This window comes from Mangrovibacter plantisponsor (assembly GCF_003182475.1).
GTDB lineage: Bacteria > Pseudomonadota > Gammaproteobacteria > Enterobacterales > Enterobacteriaceae > Mangrovibacter > Mangrovibacter plantisponsor.
In genome coordinates this window covers 206980-226218 of the sequence record NZ_QGTS01000005.1, presented here as the reverse complement: position 1 = coordinate 226218, position 19239 = coordinate 206980, and the positions used below count along the sequence as shown (strand labels likewise).

16 protein-coding genes are annotated in these 19239 nt (G+C 51.9%); 3 read left to right on the top strand and 13 right to left on the bottom strand.

Annotation, left to right across the window (positions count from 1 at the left end):
* Positions 1 to 279 precede the first annotated feature (279 nt).
* The 3 genes from DES37_RS09805 to fabB all read right to left on the bottom strand — a co-directional run bounded on the left by DES37_RS09805 (position 280) and on the right by fabB (position 5268).
* The gene (locus tag DES37_RS09805; protein WP_110025677.1) at positions 280 to 1488 is read right to left on the bottom strand and encodes a glycosyl transferase family 8; all 1209 of its coding nucleotides are present in this window, start codon (positions 1486 to 1488) and stop codon (positions 280 to 282) included.
* Positions 1485 to 3578 carry a tetratricopeptide repeat-containing sulfotransferase family protein gene (locus DES37_RS09800; protein ID WP_110025676.1) on the bottom strand — a complete coding sequence of 698 codons (2094 nt, stop codon included), beginning with the start codon at positions 3576 to 3578 and terminating at the stop codon, positions 1485 to 1487. The genes DES37_RS09805 and DES37_RS09800 overlap by 4 nt, the downstream gene beginning before the upstream one ends.
* 469 nt (positions 3579 to 4047) lie before the next feature.
* A complete protein-coding gene (gene fabB / locus DES37_RS09795; RefSeq protein WP_110025675.1) occupies positions 4048 to 5268 on the bottom strand; it encodes a beta-ketoacyl-ACP synthase I in 1221 nt (406 codons plus the stop codon).
* 157 nt (positions 5269 to 5425) lie between these two features.
* On the opposite strand from fabB, the gene mnmC reads away from it, so the two are divergent.
* Positions 5426 to 7435 (top strand): bifunctional tRNA (5-methylaminomethyl-2-thiouridine)(34)-methyltransferase MnmC2/FAD-dependent 5-carboxymethylaminomethyl-2-thiouridine(34) oxidoreductase MnmC1, encoded by a 2010-nt coding sequence (gene mnmC, locus DES37_RS09790; RefSeq protein WP_110025674.1) that lies wholly within the window; start codon positions 5426 to 5428, stop codon positions 7433 to 7435.
* 41 nt (positions 7436 to 7476) lie between these two features.
* Here mnmC and DES37_RS09785 read toward each other — a convergent pair whose 3' ends face one another.
* From DES37_RS09785 to prmB, 6 genes are all read right to left on the bottom strand, one after another.
* A complete protein-coding gene (locus DES37_RS09785) occupies positions 7477 to 7752 on the bottom strand; it encodes a YfcL family protein (protein WP_110025673.1) in 276 nt (91 codons plus the stop codon).
* 25 nt (positions 7753 to 7777) lie between these two features.
* Positions 7778 to 8323 carry an elongation factor P hydroxylase gene (locus DES37_RS09780; RefSeq protein WP_036116450.1) on the bottom strand — a complete coding sequence of 182 codons (546 nt, stop codon included), beginning with the start codon at positions 8321 to 8323 and terminating at the stop codon, positions 7778 to 7780.
* An 8-nt stretch (positions 8324 to 8331) separates the two neighbouring features.
* Positions 8332 to 9129 carry a sulfite exporter TauE/SafE family protein gene (locus tag DES37_RS09775; protein ID WP_036116079.1) on the bottom strand — a complete coding sequence of 266 codons (798 nt, stop codon included), beginning with the start codon at positions 9127 to 9129 and terminating at the stop codon, positions 8332 to 8334.
* A gap of 11 nt (positions 9130 to 9140) precedes the next feature.
* Positions 9141 to 9965 carry a penicillin-insensitive murein endopeptidase gene (mepA, locus tag DES37_RS09770; RefSeq protein ID WP_036116080.1) on the bottom strand — a complete coding sequence of 275 codons (825 nt, stop codon included), beginning with the start codon at positions 9963 to 9965 and terminating at the stop codon, positions 9141 to 9143.
* Positions 9966 to 9971: 6 nt separating this feature from the next.
* Positions 9972 to 11057: a chorismate synthase gene (gene aroC, locus DES37_RS09765; RefSeq protein ID WP_110025672.1), complete on the bottom strand. Its 1086-nt coding sequence runs from the start codon at positions 11055 to 11057 to the stop codon at positions 9972 to 9974.
* Between the two features lie 62 nt (positions 11058 to 11119).
* Entirely contained in the window at positions 11120 to 12052 is a 933-nt protein-coding gene (prmB, locus tag DES37_RS09760; protein WP_110025759.1) for a 50S ribosomal protein L3 N(5)-glutamine methyltransferase, read from the bottom strand.
* A 168-nt stretch (positions 12053 to 12220) separates the two neighbouring features.
* On the opposite strand from prmB, the gene smrB reads away from it, so the two are divergent.
* On the top strand, positions 12221 to 12772 hold the full coding sequence (gene smrB, locus DES37_RS09755; RefSeq protein ID WP_110025671.1) for an endonuclease SmrB: 552 nt from the start codon (positions 12221 to 12223) through the stop codon (positions 12770 to 12772).
* 47 nt (positions 12773 to 12819) lie between these two features.
* Here the strand turns inward: smrB and sixA are convergent, their stop codons facing one another.
* The 4 genes from sixA to DES37_RS09735 all read right to left on the bottom strand — a co-directional run bounded on the left by sixA (position 12820) and on the right by DES37_RS09735 (position 17511).
* The gene (gene sixA, locus DES37_RS09750) at positions 12820 to 13308 is read right to left on the bottom strand and encodes a phosphohistidine phosphatase SixA (RefSeq protein WP_036116087.1); all 489 of its coding nucleotides are present in this window, start codon (positions 13306 to 13308) and stop codon (positions 12820 to 12822) included.
* 218 nt (positions 13309 to 13526) lie between these two features.
* On the bottom strand, positions 13527 to 15680 hold the full coding sequence (fadJ, locus tag DES37_RS09745; protein ID WP_110025670.1) for a fatty acid oxidation complex subunit alpha FadJ: 2154 nt from the start codon (positions 15678 to 15680) through the stop codon (positions 13527 to 13529).
* Positions 15680 to 16990, bottom strand: coding sequence for an acetyl-CoA C-acyltransferase FadI (fadI, locus tag DES37_RS09740; protein ID WP_110025669.1), 1311 nt, complete (start codon positions 16988 to 16990; stop codon positions 15680 to 15682). Before fadI ends, fadJ begins: the two co-directional genes overlap by 1 nt.
* A gap of 236 nt (positions 16991 to 17226) precedes the next feature.
* Positions 17227 to 17511, bottom strand: a complete 285-nt coding sequence (locus tag DES37_RS09735) for a YfcZ/YiiS family protein (RefSeq protein WP_036116098.1) — start codon at positions 17509 to 17511, stop codon at positions 17227 to 17229.
* A gap of 372 nt (positions 17512 to 17883) precedes the next feature.
* Here DES37_RS09735 and fadL point away from each other — a divergent pair, with 372 nt between their 5' ends.
* Positions 17884 to 19212 (top strand): long-chain fatty acid transporter FadL, encoded by a 1329-nt coding sequence (gene fadL / locus DES37_RS09725; RefSeq protein ID WP_036116099.1) that lies wholly within the window; start codon positions 17884 to 17886, stop codon positions 19210 to 19212.
* Positions 19213 to 19239: the final 27 nt, after the last annotated feature.

Here is a 19239-nt window from a genome sequence, read left to right as displayed (position 1 = left end):
GTATTTAGCGCAAATCCGTAACCACCAACTATTACATAATCATCATAGTTTATGTTTACTGCAGCACACATAACTTTAAGCACAGTGATTAGTTTTTTTTCTCACTTTTTAACTTAACTAAAATTTGTGATGAAATTTTCCCAGCCACGAACATAATTAGCCGGAAAACAATAATGACACATAATAAGTGTGGTTTTATTGTTACAGATGTTCTACCTGATTAATCTGTAGCAAAAGGATTAACCAGGTAAAAATAATCAAGACTACAAGTTCAGGGGATTAGTGTTTTTCGCACATACTCACAAAGAAAGGATCTGCCACATCAACCTTACCCTTCAATTCTTTTAAAGCAGCGGCAACATTTTGCAGAACAGTTTCCCATTGCCCGGGCACAGGCTGGCGGAACAACCGCATACCAGGATACCAGGGTGAATCGTCGCGTTGTATTAGCCAGCGCCAGTCATTCAGGAAAGGTAGCAGTACCCAGGCCGGGCGCCCAAGTGCGCCAGCCAGGTGAACCGGCGATGAATCTACTGAAACCAGAATATCTGCCACTGTGAGAATAGCCGCTGTATCGTCAAAGTCATGGATTTCACCACTCAATGACAACAACGACATACCCGGTGGTGGTGCCACAGCCTGCTCTGCCGCAGGCCCTTTTTGCAGCGCCAGAAAGGTAATCCCCTCCAGAGCCAACGGCGCCAGGTCAGCCAGCGTGAGCGAGCGGCGCTTATCATTGGCATGAGTGGGGCTCCCGGCCCACACCAACCCCACTAGCGGGCGCGGCAAACCGGCAAGCCTTGCCCGCCATTTTTCCACACGCTCAGGATCGGCAAACAAATAAGGCATTCTTCCTGGCAGTTGCGACAATTGCAGACCAAGTGCCGCTGGCAGGCTCATCAGTTCACAGTGAAAATCGAAAGGTGGAGGAAGTGTTCCCCGAACTATCAGTTGGTTATACCCACTGACACGTCGAGCCAGATTACAGGCTTCCTGGTTTACCTCCAGTATGATATGAGCACCACTGCGTTCCTGAGCCTGCTCTACCAGCCGCAAAAACTGGAAGGTATCACCATACCCTTGCTCATCGTGGATCAACAATGTCTTCCCTTTGACAGGCTGCCCTTCCCAGCGCGGTTTTTGCATATGCCGCTCGAACATACGGGTATGGTCAAGCTTGTAGCGAAAGCGGTATTCGCGCCAGCCACGCGTAAACTCGCCTTGCAGTAACAGCATCTCGGACAAGTCAAAACGCGCTCCCATGTCGCCAGGCACTGTTTGCACAATCATGTCCATTACTTGAGTTGCTGCGACAAATTTACCTTGCTGGCGAAATGCCATATACAACTGACGCCATAAGGCAACAGGACCGGTGCCAGAAGCCAGCGCCTGGCACAGCACTACCTCTGCCTCGGCCCAGCATTCAGCCTTCAGGAGAGCATCAACCTGCAGCCAGACTACGTTAAGATCTCTCTGTTCCTGGTTCATTTTTGTTCAACACCGAGCACATCCAGTAAGGGGCCGAGATGCGTGGCGTGCCTGTGCCAGCGCCCCCGGGAAGAAGCATAGATGGGCTGGCGCACCTGAGCCACGCTCGCCGTACGTACAATACGGCGAGTTTCGTAGAATGCAAGGCAGGCATCGTCCCAGGGAAGATTAATAAAATCAATCAGGCGCCGCGCCTGGCCTTCCAGATCATCGACCACCGTTTCATAATCAACTTCAATAAAGCATTCTGGTGGTAATACCCGGCGGAAATGCGTCATCAGCGCCTGGTAGTCGAGATAAAACTGCCCCAGTTCATCCAGTTGGTAAGCAAATAACTGTTCACCGGAAAAAAGTTTGCTGTAACAGGAAAGGCAGGTATCGACAGGGTCACGGCGGCAGTGGATGATGCGCGCGCCTTGCATCAGCAGTGGAATCAAACCAGCGTAGAGGAAATTTCCTGGCAGTTTGTCAACCACTCGCAGTGCATCCGGTGCCAGGTGGCTTGTCTGTTCAAGATAATCTGCGCCAATATTAAGAAAGTGGCCATGGCCCCAGCTGGCCACATCATCAGGGAAACGGCCTCCACGCGCAACGGCCCGGCCCAGAGCACCCAATTCCCCCGCGCCGCAAACACCGGGATGAGATGCAAGAATCTGTTCAATCAGAGTGGTACCAGAGCGTGGCATACCGATGATGAAAACTGGCCGCTCAGAGGCCGCGCCTGCCCCCCTGAACCGTTCCATTAATGCTGGTGTGAAAACGTCTGCAACACTTTTCATCCATACGCTAATTTGTTCGGCATCATAACTAAAAGTGGCCCGTTTAATAGCATTTCCCCGGTCAAGATGGAAAAATGCACGCTCAGATTCATTGATATCCAGATACGCTTTGCCAAGCGAAAAATGTAGCAGCATTTGTTCATTAAGCGGCAATGCAGGCTCACGGGCCAACGCCGCTTCCATAACATCAATGTCAGGGTCGCCTGGCTGGTAGAATTTATTATCACAACGCGCGGCAACAATTCGATGTGAACCAGGGAAACGTTTCAATGCCAGCTCAAACCCGGCAGACGCAGCATCCTTGTCGCCCATTTCCATGAGTAAAACTGAGCGTGCAACCAGTGCTTCCTCGGCGACTGTACCAGGTAATTCCGCCGCCCGGTTATATGCCTGTTCCGCTTCTTCATAATGCCCAAGCCCCTGCCGGGCTTTACCCAGCACCTTATGCGCATTCGCATTATCTGGTGTAATAGCGAGGGACTTGCGAGCAAAGGTGACAGCGTCCTCATAACGCTCGTCGATAATCATGATTTGGGCAAGTGCAGTCAGCCCACCCACATGTTGTGGTGCGAACTCCAGCAGGGAATTAACCCAGTGCCGGGCATCAGCGTAGCGCATGCGCGACAATTCGATATTCGCCAGGTTCAAATACGCATCCGCCAGTTGCGGATTGATATCTATCGCCCTGCGGGCAGAAGCCGCAGCCTCATCAATACAGCCCAGATCACTCAATAGCAAGGTGAGATTGCTGTACACCTCTGCATACTCCGGACGCAGCTCCAGGGCGCGCTGGTAACTTTCCCGTGCACGTTGCAAATAACCCAGACGCTGGCAAGTATTAGCCAGGTTGTTATGCGCTTCAGCATTATCTGGTTGCAATGATACAACGTATTCCAGGCACTCCAGGCTGTCGGTAAATTTCCCGGCCTCTTGCAGGATGATGCCGAGGTTACTCCAGGCTACAACAAGCTCCGGCTCTTGCTCTACTGCCAACCGTGCTGCCTGTTCGGCTTCAAGTAACAAACCTTTCTGGCGATAAAGCTCTGCCAGGTTGCTAAAGATTAATGCCGGAGCCTCAGGTGACTGGCAGGCCTTACGAATATAGTCGATAGCCTGGTCCTGCATACCGTAAGCATGCATCATAAGCCCCAGTAGATTAAGGGCATCGTGTTGTAATGGTGCGACTTCCAGCACCCGCAGGCAAAGCTGCTCTGCCTGTGCGGCCTGCCCGGCATTCCAGTGAGCATTCGCCAGCTCCAGAGCCTGAAGAACCGTCAACTGTTGCGAATCAAGAGGGTTGCTATTACTCAAAATATTCCTCGGACATAAAAGGCCCAGTGGCTGGATTGTGTCTGCAAGCAGACCAGGCTTTTACCTGAAAGCTCCAACGTGGCACACAATCTGAATTGCATGCCATCCCGGATGGCATTCATTAATTATTAGTAATATCTTCGTCATCAGAATAGGTGACGCAAAAATGGAGTGCAACACCTGTTTATTTAGTTTGAAAGCCCTCAGGCAATCTCTTATTTACATGCATGAGAAATGCTTATCGCTGTTTGACTGGCTATTAATAATAGTTAAAGCAAAAGGCGGTATTTATCGCAGCCAGAATAAAAGGAGAAAAAATATTTTAGCGCGGAGCGGGTTGTTCAGTGGAAGGCAGGTGGTTGTGCGAGAGTATGTTGCAGAGAAAACAATACAGAGTATAAAAATAGCAAGACTGCAAAAAATAAAGGGGCAGTCACCCGCCCCTTATGCAAAAGACATTAAAACGTCTTTATTTGCTGTATTTACGCATTACCAGTGTGGCGTTGGTGCCGCCAAACCCGAAGCTGTTAGACATAACAGTTGTCAGGTCGCGCTCGACAGGCTCAGTGACAATGTTCATGCCTTCAGCCAGCGGGTCACGTTCGTCGATGTTAATGCTTGGCGCGATAAAACCGTGTTCCAGCATCAGCAGGCTGTAAATTGCTTCCTGAACCCCTGCCGCACCCAGTGAGTGGCCAGTCATGGCTTTAGTTGCAGACAGCGCAGGGGGGTTTTCGCCAAATACTTCGCGAATCGCACCCAGTTCTTTCACATCACCAACGGGTGTAGACGTACCATGAGTATTCAGGTAATCGATAGGTGTATCCACACCATCCATTGCCATTCTCATGCAACGCGCAGCACCTTCGCCAGACGGAGCAACCATATCTGCGCCATCAGACGTTGCGCCGTAACCAACGATTTCTGCATAGATATGAGCGCCACGAGCCAGAGCATGCTCCAGTTCTTCAACCACGACCATACCGCCACCGCCAGCGATAACAAAGCCATCACGGTGCGCGTCATAAGTACGGGAAGCTTTTTCCGGCGTTTCATTGTATTTGGTAGACAGTGCGCCCATGGCATCGAACTCACAGGCCAGTTCCCAGCACAACTCTTCACCACCACCAGCGAACACGATGTCTTGCTTACCGAGCTGAATTTGCTCAACCGCATTGCCAATACAGTGTGCAGATGTTGCACAGGCGGAGCTGATAGAGTAGTTCACGCCATGAATTTTGAATGGCGTGGCCAGGCAGGCAGAAACACCAGAGGCCATAGCTTTGGTAACAACGTAGGGGCCAACAGCTTTCAGACCACGAGGGCTGCGCATGGCATCTGCACCAAAGACCTGGAATTTTGGCGAACCGCCACCAGAACCGGCAATCAGCCCAACGCGTGGGTTGTTCTGGTAAACTTCGTCAGCCAGTTTGGCATCTTTAATTGCCTCATCCATGGACAGGTAAGCATAAACAGAGGCGTCACTCATAAAGCGAACGACCTTGCGATCGATTAAGCCTGTGGTATCCAGCTTGACATTACCCCACACGTGGCTACGCATACCGGAATCTTTCAGTTCTTGAGAGAAAGTGATCCCTGAGCGCCCTTCACGCAGAGATGCCAGGACTTCCTGCTGGTTATTACCGATGCTGGAAACGATACCCAGGCCAGTAATCACTGCACGTTTCATTCAATACCTCTTTCACTGCATATTTTAGATTTCGTGTCGCACAATAGCGTACAGTTGTACGCCGAACAAGTCCGATCAGCCATTTTATGCAGATAATTTGCGCCAGCTCAGACTAACCCTTAAGATCGTGGCACACCGTGTTATACGAGCAACTTACGTGAAACAAAACTGCATACAAACTGCCACACTGGACTTCAATGCTGAGGGTACACCTGTTTCCCGACAATTTGATGACGTCTACTTTTCGAATGACAACGGGCTGGAAGAAACCCGCTATGTTTTCCTCGATGGAAACAGGCTGAAAGACCGGTTTTTCAACCACCATGAAAGCGTGTTTGTGGTGGCTGAAAGCGGTTTTGGGACCGGGCTGAATTTTCTGGCGTTATGGGAACAATTCACCACATTCCATACCGATAACCCGCAAGCCAGGCTGCAGCGGCTGCACTTTATCAGTTTTGAAAAATTTCCGTTACGCCTGGGCGACCTCACAAAAGCCCACCAGCAGTGGCCTCAACTGGCTACATTCGCCACCCAATTGCAGGCGCAGTGGCCTGATGCGGTTGCCGGTTGCCACCGCATGGTTCTGGATAATGGGCGCGTAACTGTAGATTTGTGGTTTGGCGATATTAATACCAGCCTCACCCAACTTGACTGCACCCTGAATCAGCGTGTTGACGCCTGGTTTCTGGATGGTTTTGCCCCTTCACGTAACCCCGACATGTGGAACCAGGCATTGTTTGACGGCATGGCCCGCATGGCAAAACCAGGGGGAACGATGGCAACGTTCACATCCGCAGGCTTTGTTCGCCGTGGGTTACAGCAGGCGGGTTTTCAGGTTGAAAAACGTAAGGGCTTTGGCCGCAAGCGCGAAATGCTGACCGGTACGCTGGCTGAAGGCATCAGCACACCACTCACCACCCCATGGTATACCCGCCAGGCGGCGAGCTGCCGCGAAACTGCCATTATAGGTGGTGGCATTGCCAGTGCATTATTAAGCCTTGCATTATTGCACCGGGGCTGGGATGTAACCCTGTACTGCGCCGATGACGCGCCAGCACAGGGGGCATCAGGAAACCGCCAGGGCGCTCTTTACCCGTTGATCAACCAGCATGACCCGGCACTGGCTGCGTTTTTCCCTCATGCGTTTGGGTTTGCCCGGCGGTTATATGACCGCCTGCCTGTAGTTTTCGCCCACGACTGGTGTGGCGTCACTCAACTGGCGTGGAACGATAAAAGCGCCGACAAACTGGCAAAAATGCTGGATATGCCACTGCCTGAAACACTGATTCATGCTGTCAGCAAAGAAGCGATGCAGGCAACCTGCGGTGTGGAAACCGGGGTTCCTGGTATTTGTTTCCCACAGGGCGGCTGGCTTTGCCCACAAACTCTGACTCAACAGATAATTGAGCTGGCTTGCCAGCAAGGCCTGAAAGTGCATTACAACCAGCAGGCTCTGAGCCTGAGCCGTAGTGACACCGGCTGGGATATTCACTTCGCCGCAGGCCAGGCTGCGCAGCATAGCTGCCTGGTACTGGCTAATGGCCACAACATTACCCAGTTTGAACAAACGGCTCATCTCCCCGCCTACCCGGTTGCCGGCCAGGTAAGCCATATTCCCACCACACCGGGCTTAGGTGCGCTGAAACAAGTGCTGTGTTATGACGGTTACCTGACACCGGTTGACTCTGCTCGTGGGCAACACTGTATTGGCGCCAGTTACCACCGGGGCCAGTCAGCGGCCAGTTACAGTGAAGAAGACCAGGTGCATAACCGGCAACGCCTGGTTGATTGCCTGCCACAGGCTAAATGGGCTCAGGAAGTCGACACCAGTGCAGGTGATGCCCGGTGTGGTGTGCGCTGTGCCACCCGAGACCATCTCCCTATGGTCGGGAATGTTCCGGATTACGCCGCGTTTATGGGCGACTATGCCCTCAACTCTGCTGAAGACATTGTCTCTTCGCAGCGCCTGCTCCCGGTACACCCTGACTTATTTATGCTCGGCGCACTGGGTTCACGTGGGTTATGCAGTGCACCTCTGGCGGCTGAAATACTGGCAGCACAAATGAGTGCAGAACCATTACCGTCCGACCAGGAAACACTGGCAGCAATGACTCCGTCCAGGTTGTGGGTGCGCAAGTGGCTGAAAGGCAGAAAAATAGAGAAGTAAACGCAAGGATTATGCCCGGCACTTTGGCCGGGCTGGCTGGATTATGCTTTGGCCTGGTTCCACAGTTTGTCCCACATTTCCAGAACCAGTACCTGGTCTGGCGGTGACAATTCCCCGGCGCTGATGGCTTTTTCAAGGCTCTGCCCAACATGCAGGTACACCCGCTCGAAGGAGTGGTCATCACCCTGCGCAACTTCGGCAATAGCCAGTGTCAGGTGGCCACGCAAATACCCGCTGGCAAACAATTCATCGTCAGAGGCATGCTCGACCATATCGTCAATTAAACCCAGAATGCGTGCTTCAAACGCTTCAATCATAATATTCTCCTGCTTGGTATGGCGCTCAGCACAAATCTTCGGGCCATGGAAAAGATTCTGCCGTGAAGGGCGCAGAATGATAATACTGTTGTAAGGCGGCAATAAAACGAGCCGGGCGGGCAGGTACGCCTGCAGATAACCAGTGCATCACCTGCTGGTGAACCCGCCGCTGGAACACTATACGGTCAGGCTCAAAATCCCCACTGAGGTTGTCGCAACTGACATTAAATGCAAACCCGGCAGCGACACAGAACATCCATTCCAGTGCCTGGGGTTTCACTTCCACATCTTCAAACTGGTGCTGTGTTGCTTCATCGCGCCCGTCCGGGCAATACCAGTAACCAAAATCAACCAGCTTACGCCGCGCTTCACCGGCAATACACCAGTGTGCAATTTCGTGCAGCGCACTGGCATAGTAACCATGCGCAAAAACTACGCGATGGTAAGGGGCTTCGCTGTCTGCAGGCAGATAAATCGGTTCGTCGTCGCCTTTAACCAGGCGGGTATTGTAATCACCAGCAAAACAACCATTAAAAATTTCAATCAGTTGCTCGTAGTGATGTGTTTCCATTACTTCCATTACTGCATACCTAACCAGTGAAGAATTGTTTGCCCGTGGCTGTCGAACAGTAATTTGGCGCTCATCACCGCAGACACCACCACAATCATGGGGCGAATCAGTTTGTGGCCTTTACTCAGCACCAAACGGGAACCCATGCGCGCACCGCAAAACTGGCCGGCCATCATGACAAAGCCAGTGCCCCATACCACTTTGCCGCCAATAATAAACAACAGTAACCCGCCAAGGTTAGAAGTGGCATTGAGCAATTTCGCATGGGCGGTGGCTTTGGCAAGGTTAAACCCGGCCAGCGCAACAAAAGCCAACGCATAAAATGAGCCAGCCCCGGGGCCAAAAAAGCCGTCATAAAACCCCACGCACCCACCTGCAACCAGGGCAAATGGCAGCCCGTGCAAGCGGCGTTGTCTGTCTGCTTCGCCAAGGCGTGGCATTAACAAAAAATATAAGCCAATGGCGATAACCAGTATGGGCAGGATCTGGCGCAGAATGTCGGCGTGCATATGCTGCACCAGTAATGCGCCAGATGTGGCGCCAATAAACGTCATCAACACATTCAGTTTTTGGTCGGCGAGGCTCACCACTTTACGGCGAATAAAATAGAGTGATGAAGATACTGAGCCACCACAGGCCTGTAGCTTATTGGTGGCCAGTGCCTGAGCCGGAGGCAAGCCGGCAGCCAGTAATGCCGGAACCGTCAACAACCCGCCACCACCAGCCAGAGAATCAATAAAACCAGCGAGCATTGCGACAAAAAATAACACCACCAGCACCAGTGGCGAAACCATGAACCACTCCATGTACTTGTCCCTTATAACAATTTTTTATCCAGTAATGCCTGGCAGGATGCCGGTATCGGTGGCGGTGTTTTTTTGCCGGGTTTCACAGCACCAGGTTTAGGCGGCTCAAACCAACTTTGTAGTTCCGCACCACAACCATCACCGGGTGGTGGTGGTGCCTGGTCAATGCACTCAAGGCTACCTGCCGGGCAGTTCAGGCGCACATGCATATGTGCCCGGTGAGCAAACCAGGGGCGCACTTTGTGCAACCAGGTGCGGTCGGTGCCAGCGGTTTCACACAATTTTTCTTTGATGGCAGGGTTAACAAAAATCCGCGCGACATCGCTGTCTTCAGCAGCCAGTTTTATCAACTGCCCGATTTCCGGCTGCCAGAGCGACTCAACCACATTTTTTCCGCCCGGGGCAACCAAATCCAGAGCCTGAGGTTTTAGCAGTTGCGCACTGGACCAGCGTACTTTCGGCAGTTGCAGGAAAATATCCACATCCAGGCCACTCTGGTGGCTGGCGTGACCGCTACTAAAGCGCCCACCCGCAGCCATGCCCATATCGCCAATCAGTAGTGTTCCCATGCCATGCTGGTGCACGCTGGCAGACAAGCGGCCAATAAAAGCCAGTAAATCAGGGTGACCAAAGTAACGGCGCTGATCAGTGCGCATCACCTGGTAATCATCTGACTGTAGCGGCAATGGTTCGGCACCAATAATACAACCATTGGCATAAGCACCAATTGATTGCGGTGAGCCGGCAACCGGATGGGTAATTTTCTGCCAGGGTGTGGCGGCCTGAGCAAGGCCGCACAATAACAAACCAGCTAGTGCTAAGACAGTTCTGTTCATTCGGTATTACCAGCGTGGAAGTGGGCAGGCTACATCCCCATTTTGCGCACGCTGGCGCAACGCGTGGTCCATCAGCACGATTGCCAGCATAGCTTCGGCAATTGGCACAGCACGAATCCCCACACAAGGGTCATGACGACCGCGAGTGACCATCTCAACTTCTTCGCCTGCACGGTTAATCGTTTTACCTGGCACCATAATGCTGGAAGTCGGTTTCAGTGCAATGTTCGCCACGATTTGCTGGCCACTGCTGATACCACCCAATACGCCACCAGCATGGTTGCTGCTGAAACCGGCCTGAGTTATTTCGTCGCGGTTTTCACTGCCACGCAGCCCCACCACGCCAAAACCATCACCAATTTCAACACCTTTTACGGCGTTAATGCTCATCAGTGCATGAGCGATATCTGCATCCAGGCGGTCGAAAACCGGCTCACCAAAACCCGGCGGTACGTTATCGGCAACCACCGTCACTTTCGCGCCGATTGAGTCCCCTTCTTTCTTGAGTGCACGCATCAGTTCATCAAGTGCAGCCACTTTTTCGGGATCCGGGCAGAAGAACGCATTTTGTTCAACCTGTTCCCAGTCAACAATATCCAGTGGGATATCGCCCATTTGAGAAAGGCAGGCACGCACCACAATACCGAATTTTTCAGCCAGATATTTCTTGGCAATCGCACCAGCGGCAACGCGCATTGCTGTTTCACGAGCAGATGAACGGCCCCCACCACGATAATCGCGCAGGCCATATTTTTGCTCATAGGTGTAATCAGCATGGCCCGGGCGGAATACATCTTTAATGGCGCTGTAATCCTGAGAACGCTGATCGGTATTTTCGATAAGCAACCCAATGCTGGTTCCGGTGGTGACACCTTCGAATACCCCGGATAAAATTTTTACCTGGTCCGGTTCACGGCGTTGTGTGGTGTAACGCGATGTTCCCGGACGACGGCGGTCCAGGTCATGTTGCAAGTCCGCTTCAGTGAGCGAAATACCTGGCGGGACACCATCAACAATACAGCCCAACGCCAACCCATGTGACTCACCAAAAGTGGTTACACGGAATACCTGTCCAATAGTATTACCTGCCATCACGGCTCCTTACCGTTGTTATCGTTTCAAGGGGCATTGTGGGCCAGACAGCCCACAGCAGATTAATCTTTATAAATACTGAAATGTTCATGTGCGGCAATAAGCTGTGCTTTGGTCAGCATAAAGACGCCATCACCGCCGTTATCAAATTCAAGCCAGGTGAAAGGGACATCCGGGTATTGTTCTGCCAGATGTACCATGCTGTTGCCGACTTCACAAATCAGGATGCCGCCGTCAGCCAGGTAGTCCGGGGAACAGGCCAGTATCCGGCGCGCCAGTTTCAGGCCATCAGTGCCCGCCGCCAGCCCCAGTTCAGGCTCAAAGCGGTATTCGCCCGGCAAATCCGACATATCTTCTGCGTCAACATACGGCGGGTTGGTCACAATAATGTCGTACTGCACTTTGGGTAAATCACGGAACAGGTCAGAGCGAATCGGGGTTACCTGGTGTTCCAGCCCGTGTTCTGCAATGTTGCGCTCCGCCACAGCCAGTGCATCCGGGGAGATATCCACTGCATCCACTTCAGCTTCCGGGAAGGCGTAAGCGCAGGCAATAGCAATACACCCGCTGCCTGTGCACATATCCAGAATATGTGCCGGCTCGCCATCCGCCAGACCGGCAAAATGTGTGTTGATCAGTTCACCAATTGGCGAACGCGGCACCAGTACCCGTTCATCAACATAGAACTCGTGGCCGCAGAACCAGGCTTTATTGGTCAGGTAGGCAACCGGTATACGCTCATTCACACGGCGAATCACCCGTTCAACAATGCGGTGACGTTCGCTGGATGTCAGGCGGCACTGGCGCATATCTTCAGGGATATCCAGTGGCAGATAGAGGGTTGGGAGCACCAGTTGTACGGCTTCATCCCACGGGTTATCCGTGCCGTGCCCGTACCAAATATTTGCCGCGCTAAAACGGCTGACGGCCCAACGCAGCATATCCTGAATAGTGTGCAGTTCACTGACTGCCTCTTCGACAAAAATTTTATCCACATGCCCTCCGCAGGCCGTTAGCGCTGTTGTTTCGGCCGCTAGTTTGCCACGAACCAGGCGATAAATCAGCAACAGGGCACCCCCCAGAGCTGAAATTGGCGGTTTTATTTAATTGCAACCATTAAAGCAGGTAAACTGGCAGGTATTGCATGACAGGAATAAAACGATATGAAGAAAAAAGCGCAGTTGAGTACGGAAGACCAGGCGCTGTTCCGTGAATTAATGCGCGGCACCCGTAAACTGGCTCAGGACACAATTGTTCATCGCCCGGTACGCAAAAAAATCACTGAAATGCCGGTAAAACGCCTGGTACAGGAACAAGTTGACGCCAGCCACTATTTTTCAGATGAATTTCAGCCGCTACTTTCCAGTGAAGGGCCGATGCGTTATGTCCGCGAAGGTGTCAGCCATTTTGAGCTGAAAAAACTGCGCCGCGGTGATTACACGCCAGATTTGATGCTGGATTTACACGGGTTAACGCAACTGCAGGCCAAACAAGAGTTAGGGGCGTTAATTGCTGCCTGCCGCCGGGAACATGTATATTGCGCCTGCGTAATGCACGGGCACGGGAAACATATTCTGAAGCAACAAACCCCATTGTGGCTGGCCCAGCACCCGCACGTTATGGCTTTTCACCAGGCTCCCAAAGAGTGGGGTGGTGATGCGGCATTGCTGGTGTTGATTGAAGTGGATGAGTGGCAGCCACCTGAACTTCCCTGAGCCCAGAAACACGTAGAGCCGGCAAGCGGCTCTTAAGTGTTCAGGCATTAAATTGCTTTTGCCACTTTCAAATTACACGGACTGATTTGCCATTCGAATGCCCCTTTGCCCGTTTCCGGCGCAATAGTGACGGAAGCAATCGCCGATGTGCAGAACATCGGAGGCGTTTCCTCTGGGCACAGTTCTGATACAAGGTACCCCACCAATGGCAGGTGAGAAATAACCAGCACTGACTTTTCACCCTGCTCTGCAAGCGCCTGGAGATAACACCCTACCAGACCCACATCGCCGCAAGGCGTTAATTCAGGCATTGTCTCTTTCTCGCCAGGCAGAGAAAGTTGCTGACTCACAACATCCAGTGTTTGCTCCGCACGTAAAAATGGACTCACCAAAACACGTCCAATTTCTACCTGCTGACCTTTTAACCAGGTCGCCATCATTTGCGTTTCGTCGATCCCCACCTGAGTGAGAGGACGAACCGAATCACTGGCGGCATCGAGCGCCGCGTCGCCATGACGCATGATAAAAACTTGCATATTGCACCGCTTTTGTTAACCAGAAACACCTGCTCACCCCGCACGAAACCAACCGCAATCCGTACGCGCTAACAGGGGGTCGGGCATTGTGCCTTATCCATACATCAAATTGAACGGTGTGTTTTACCGCATTGCTGTAAGGATAGTCAATATCCGTTTATAAAATAACCACACTGTCGTTATTTGCAGTCACTTTTACAAAAACTTAGAGTTCTCTGTCACTGGACAGGTTCATTTTTTCGCCAAAAAAACTCACCATCTTTTGCCATTTGTTGCAAAAGCCCACACGGCGTAAACCTTTCACCATAGCGTTCAGCAAGCTGAGTCAGACGGCTGACGACTTCACTTGCCCCAAGGCTGTCCATGTAGCGAAATGGCCCGCCAAGAAAAGGCGGAAAACCGATACCAAACACCGCGCCAATATCACCATCACGCACAGAACGCAGCACGTTCTCATCCAGGCAACGGGCGGCTTCATTCAGCATCAAAAACAGACAGCGCTCCGCTATTTCTTCACCCGGTTTATTCACCCGTGGCGTTACACCCAGCACAGAATAAACAGATGTATCTGGTTGTTTTTTATTAGCTTTAAATGGATTTTTGTGTTTCGCCTGATACAGGTAGAAACCCCGTCCATTTTTACGCCCTTTGCGGTCATCACCTAAAATTGCGCTAACCGCAGATTGCGGTGCGGCAAAACGCTCACCATAAGCGGCTTCCAGAACCGGCATAATTTTCGTGCCGATATCAATACCCACTTCGTCCAGCAACTGTAGTGGCCCAACAGGAAACCCTTTTTTAACCAGGGCATTATCAATATGTTCGATGGGCTCACCCTCGGCCAGGCAACGTATCGCTTCGTTAATATAAGGGGCGAGAATACGGTTCACATAAAACCCGGCGCAGTCGCCCACAACTATCGGCGTTTTTCCCTGTTTTTTGGCCAGGGCTACTACAGTGGAAACCACTTCCGCATCTGTACCAGCATGAGGGATAACTTCCACCAACGGCATTTTATCTACCGGGCTGAAATAGTGTAGCCCGATAACCCTACCCGGCGCACCTGCCTCCCGGGCTATCTCTGCGATGGGTAATGACGATGTATTTGAGGCAAAGATAGTGCCTGGTGCACAGTGTTCTTCGATTTCACTGACCATTTTTTGCTTCAGTGCCAAATCTTCAAATACCGCCTCAATAACCAACTGACACTGGCCAAAGCCACGGTAATCGGTGCCACCGGAAATACGTGCCATTTGCAGATTACGTTCGCAAGCCGTCAGGTGGCGACGGCGGACTTTTTTATCCAGCAGTGACCAGGCATATTGCAGAGCGTGGTTAATACCTTTGTCATTGATATCTTTAATGCGCACCGGCAGCCCGGCTTTAGTTGCGCTTACACTGGCAATACCGCCGCCCATCAACCCACCACCCAATATCCCCACTCGCTTAACGCTGACTGGTGGAGTGGCGCTCCCCGGGTCTTTTTTCAAATCAGTGCTGGCAAAAAACAGGCTGCGCAGTGCCGCCGATTCAGGCGTCATTGCCAGCTCACCAAATGCCTGAGCTTCCGCAGCAAAGCCATTTGCCATGCCAGAAGATAAGCCGGTTTCCATCACATCAAGAATGCGCTCTGCTGCCGGGTAGTTGCCCTGAGTCTTTGCCAGGGTCTTTTTACGGGCAGTATTAAAAATAAGCGTTCGTGCCAGCTTCCCCGTTAACAAACGAGTTTTCAACGGTAGCGGTTGTGCGGGTTGTGGGCCTTTTTTTGCCAGGGAAACCGCCGTTGCCAACAAAATACTTTGCGGGACGACATCATCAACCAGGCCACATTTTTTGGCCTGCCGTGGGCGCAACGATTTCCCTGTCAGGATCATGTCCAGTGCGCCTGGCAGCCCTATCAGGCGCGGCAGGCGTTGTGTACCTCCTGACCCCGGCAATAAACCTAATTGCACTTCAGGCAAGCCTAACTGGGTTTGCGAGGAATCTGAACATACCCGGCTGTGGCAGGCCAGCGCCAGCTCCAGGCCACCGCCAAGGCAGGCGCCATGAATAGCCGCAACAACAGGAACTCGTAAGCTACTTAATTCCGCCATGACTTGCTGCCCGGCTCGGGCCAACTGGCTGGCCTCCCCGGCGGTCTGGCAGGCTTCAATCATGCGAATATCTGCCCCGGCAACAAAGTTATCTGGTTTACCGGAAACCAGCACCACACCTTCCAGTTCATTCAGTGTGTTCAGTTCACTCAGCAAATTTTTTACTTCATTAACAAACTCCGCCCGCAGGGTATTCATTTTTTCGCCCGGGACATCAATAGTCACAATGGCAATATTGTCCGGGCCCACCACCAGGTTAAATGCGGAAATCTGTTCCATTATTCGCTCTCCAGTACCATTGCCGCACCAAGCCCACCCGCTGCACAGGCCGTGACCAGCCCAAGCCCACCACCACGACGGCGTAATTCATTGAGTGTCTGCGTAATCATTCGTGTGCCTGTTGCTGCAAAGGGGTGCCCGTAGGCCAGCGAACCGCCCAGCACATTAAATTTGTCCATATCGACCTCGCCGGTTGCCCCACTCTGCCCCAGCACTTCCCGGCCAAATTTATCGCTGGCGAGGCACTTCAGGTTCGTCAATGTTTGTGCGGCAAAGGCTTCGTGCATATCAAACAGTGTCAGGTCGGCAAGTGTTATTCCTGCCCTGGAGAGTGCCAGCGGCGTGGACCAGGCAGGCCCCAGCAACATGTCCTGCCAGACATCAATTGCGGTAAACGCATAGCTGCGCAGGTAGCCTAATGGTTGTAAACCCAGTGATTTCGCCTGTGACTCCGCCATCATAATGACAGCCGAGGCACCGTCAGTCAGCGGCGTGCTGTTTGCTGCAGTAACACTGCCATGTTTGCGATCAAAGGCCGGGCGCAGGCGGGCATAATCTGCCAGAGAGGTTTCCGGGCGAATATTATTATCCTGGTGAAAGGCGGCTTTATAAGGAGGAATAAAGGCGGTCATGACCTCATCATTCAACTTGCCCTCCTGCCAGGCAAGCGCGGCAAGCTGGTGTGAACGGTAAGCCAGGGCATCCTGATCTTCACGTGAAATACTGTGCGTTTTGGCCATTTGTTCCGCGGTGTCCCCCATGCGTAAGCCAGTTGAGTATTCCGCAACAGCAGGAGGGACAGGCATCAGGTCACGCAGGTGCAGGCGGGAAAAAAGCTTAAGGCGTTGCGCGACTGAACGCGTTTTTGTGATATCAACCAACGTTTTTGCCAGCTTACGGCTCACCCCTATGGGCAGAACAGAAGATGAATCCGCCCCGCCCGCAACACCAGTATGAATGGTGCCAACCATAATACTTTCGGCGATATTAGCAACAGCCTGGAAACTGGTGGCACAGGCGCGGCTGACGCTGTATGCATCAGTATGAACTGACATCCCGGTTCCCAGGACAATTTCCCGGGCGATATTGGGTGCTTCCGGCATTTGTACAACCTGGCCGAATACCAACTGTTGAACCAGTTGCGGGTCTATTTCATTGCGAGTGAGTAGTTCACTCACCACCATTTTTCCCAGATCAACAGCGGGTATACCATGAAACGCAGTAGCCTGGCGTGCGAACGGTGTTCTTAACCCGGCAATAAATGCAATACGATCCCCCTGGCGTGTAACCAGTGGCAGCGGCTGTTTCATAAGGCTCCCCGAATAGAATAATTAGCGCAAAGTGGTCTGACCTGATAAAAGTTTTAACCAAATTTTTACACTACGCCAACTGCAATAAGGGAAAAGTGCGAGGCAAAACACGAAATTGCACTGGAGGGCAACTCGCGAGGAATGTGCACACTACCCGGAGGTAGTGTGCAGACAGGCGTAATTAAGGTATTCGCCACCGAAAATAACGGCACCCCCGTTTTCGGCAAACCCGCGGCTTAACGTAAACCAAGCTGGAAAATGAGTGATTCAGCCTGGCAGCTAAATACAAACTGCATATCCAGCCGAACACCACCGGCTTCATCTTGCATGGATGAGGTTATCTGGCAAGGTTCCGATTCCACTGCTCGCGCTTTGGCCTCCAGGCTTTCACGCATCTGCTCAGCTTCTGCTTTGGAGTCAAAAACCCGGCTCCACGTGGCAACAGAATCGGTGTTGTCCATAATTGTGCCCACATCAACACAGCAACATACCGGCGTTTCTTGCGCTTTATTCTGGCTCATTACACTCTCCTTTCGCTTTGGCCTGAGGAAACTGAAACACTGTTTATAGTTTATGAGGCCCGGGAGCACACCTCCAGTGCTTGTCTGCTTTGGTTACTGATAGTGATTAAAATCACACATCATTTTGATGCAAAACAAACCAGAGTTATTCACTTGACGGAATCTGCCCTGTTTTTTGCTATGGAGCTCGCGTTTTATTAAACATATTTGAAAAATATTATAAACAAACTTGCAACATAGTTACTGGTCAGACCTATACTCTCGCCACTGGTCTGATTTCTCTGTACATCGTCAGACCCTACACTTCGCGCTCCTGTTACCATATGTAACATTGTTTGAATAACAATAATTGATGAGAATGAGGTTTTGGGTATGAGTCAGAAACCCCGTTTTACCAAATGTGCTCTTGCAATTGCAGTGGCTGTCGTATCAACTCAGGCCTGGTCAGCAGGCTTTCAGTTAAATGAATTTTCTTCTTCTGGCCTTGGCCGGGCATATTCCGGTGAAGGCGCCATTGGCGACAACGCAGGGTCCGCCAGCCGTAACCCGGCAACTATCATGCTGTTTGATCGCCCGGCGATGTCTTTGGGCGCTGTGTTTGTTGATCCGGGCGTTGATATTTCTGGTAAGTCTCCCAGCGGCCAGAGCCTTGATGCCAAAAACATCGCGCCGACAGCCTGGGTGCCCAATTTCCATTTTGTCGCACCAATCAATGACCAGTTCGGTTGGGGGGCATCCATTACTTCCAATTATGGTCTCGCGACCGAATACAGTAATGATTATGCCGCTGGTACTATGGGCGGTAAAACAGACCTGGAAACCCTTAACCTGAATTTAAGCGGTGCCTACCGCCTGAACCAGCACTGGAGTTTTGGCTTAGGGTTTGACGCCGTATTTGCCAAAGCAAAAATTGAACGTTATGCCGGGGATGCGGGCCTGATGGCTGCAGCACAATACCCGGCTTACGCACAGTATTTAAACGTTCCGGCAGATACCCAGATTGCTCACCTGAAAGGGGATGCCTGGGGCTTTGGCTGGAACGCCGGTATTTTGTACGAGCTGGATAAAAACAACCGCTACGGCTTTACATACCGCTCTGAAGTTAAAATTGACTTCGACGGCAACTATAAGAGCTCTCTGCCTCCGTCCAGCGCACTGCCCAGTAACCTGCAGGCTATCTACGCGGGTATGGGCTTACCTGCCGGAACCAACGGGCAAACTGTCGATGGTTCTTTAACACTGAACCTGCCAGAAATGTGGGAGTTATCAGGGTATAACCGTGTTGCACCGAAATGGGCAGTCCACTACAGCCTGACATATACCAGCTGGAGCCAGTTCCAGGAGCTGAAAGCAACGGGTAACGACGGCGGCGTTCTGTTCCAGAAAGATGAGAAGTTCAAAGATGCGTGGCGTATTGCTCTGGGGACAACCTACTACCTGGATGATAGCTGGACACTGCGTACCGGTATCGCCTTTGATGACAGCCCGGTGCCAGCCTCAACCCGTTCCATCTCCATTCCTGACCAGGATCGCTTGTGGCTGAGCGCAGGGGCAACTTATGCCATCACGCCAGATGCGTCTGTTGATGTAGGGGTATCTTACATGCACGGTCAGCACGTTACTATTGAGGAAGGCCCTTACAAGTTTGAATCTGATGGTAAGGCCTGGCTGTATGGCGCTAACTTCAACTACCGTTTCTGATTTTGCCAGCCTGATATAACGAGAAAG

Excerpts from the sequence above, each read along its gene's own strand:
- DES37_RS09805 (WP_110025677.1), bottom strand. The coding sequence starts at position 1,488 with ATGAACCAGGAACAGAGAGATCTTAACGTAGTCTGGCTGCAGGTTGAT.
- fabB (WP_110025675.1), bottom strand. The coding sequence starts at position 5,268 with ATGAAACGTGCAGTGATTACTGGCCTGGGTATCGTTTCCAGCATCGGT.
- DES37_RS09785 (WP_110025673.1), bottom strand. The coding sequence starts at position 7,752 with ATGATTGAAGCGTTTGAAGCACGCATTCTGGGTTTAATTGACGATATG.
- DES37_RS09780 (WP_036116450.1), bottom strand. The coding sequence starts at position 8,323 with ATGGAAACACATCACTACGAGCAACTGATTGAAATTTTTAATGGTTGT.
- DES37_RS09775 (WP_036116079.1), bottom strand. The coding sequence starts at position 9,129 with ATGGAGTGGTTCATGGTTTCGCCACTGGTGCTGGTGGTGTTATTTTTT.
- mepA (WP_036116080.1), bottom strand. The coding sequence starts at position 9,965 with ATGAACAGAACTGTCTTAGCACTAGCTGGTTTGTTATTGTGCGGCCTT.
- aroC (WP_110025672.1), bottom strand. The coding sequence starts at position 11,057 with ATGGCAGGTAATACTATTGGACAGGTATTCCGTGTAACCACTTTTGGT.
- smrB (WP_110025671.1), top strand. The coding sequence starts at position 12,221 with ATGAAGAAAAAAGCGCAGTTGAGTACGGAAGACCAGGCGCTGTTCCGT.
- sixA (WP_036116087.1), bottom strand. The coding sequence starts at position 13,308 with ATGCAAGTTTTTATCATGCGTCATGGCGACGCGGCGCTCGATGCCGCC.
- fadJ (WP_110025670.1), bottom strand. The coding sequence starts at position 15,680 with ATGGAACAGATTTCCGCATTTAACCTGGTGGTGGGCCCGGACAATATT.
- fadI (WP_110025669.1), bottom strand. The coding sequence starts at position 16,990 with ATGAAACAGCCGCTGCCACTGGTTACACGCCAGGGGGATCGTATTGCA.
- DES37_RS09735 (WP_036116098.1), bottom strand. The coding sequence starts at position 17,511 with ATGAGCCAGAATAAAGCGCAAGAAACGCCGGTATGTTGCTGTGTTGAT.
- fadL (WP_036116099.1), top strand. The coding sequence starts at position 17,884 with ATGAGTCAGAAACCCCGTTTTACCAAATGTGCTCTTGCAATTGCAGTG.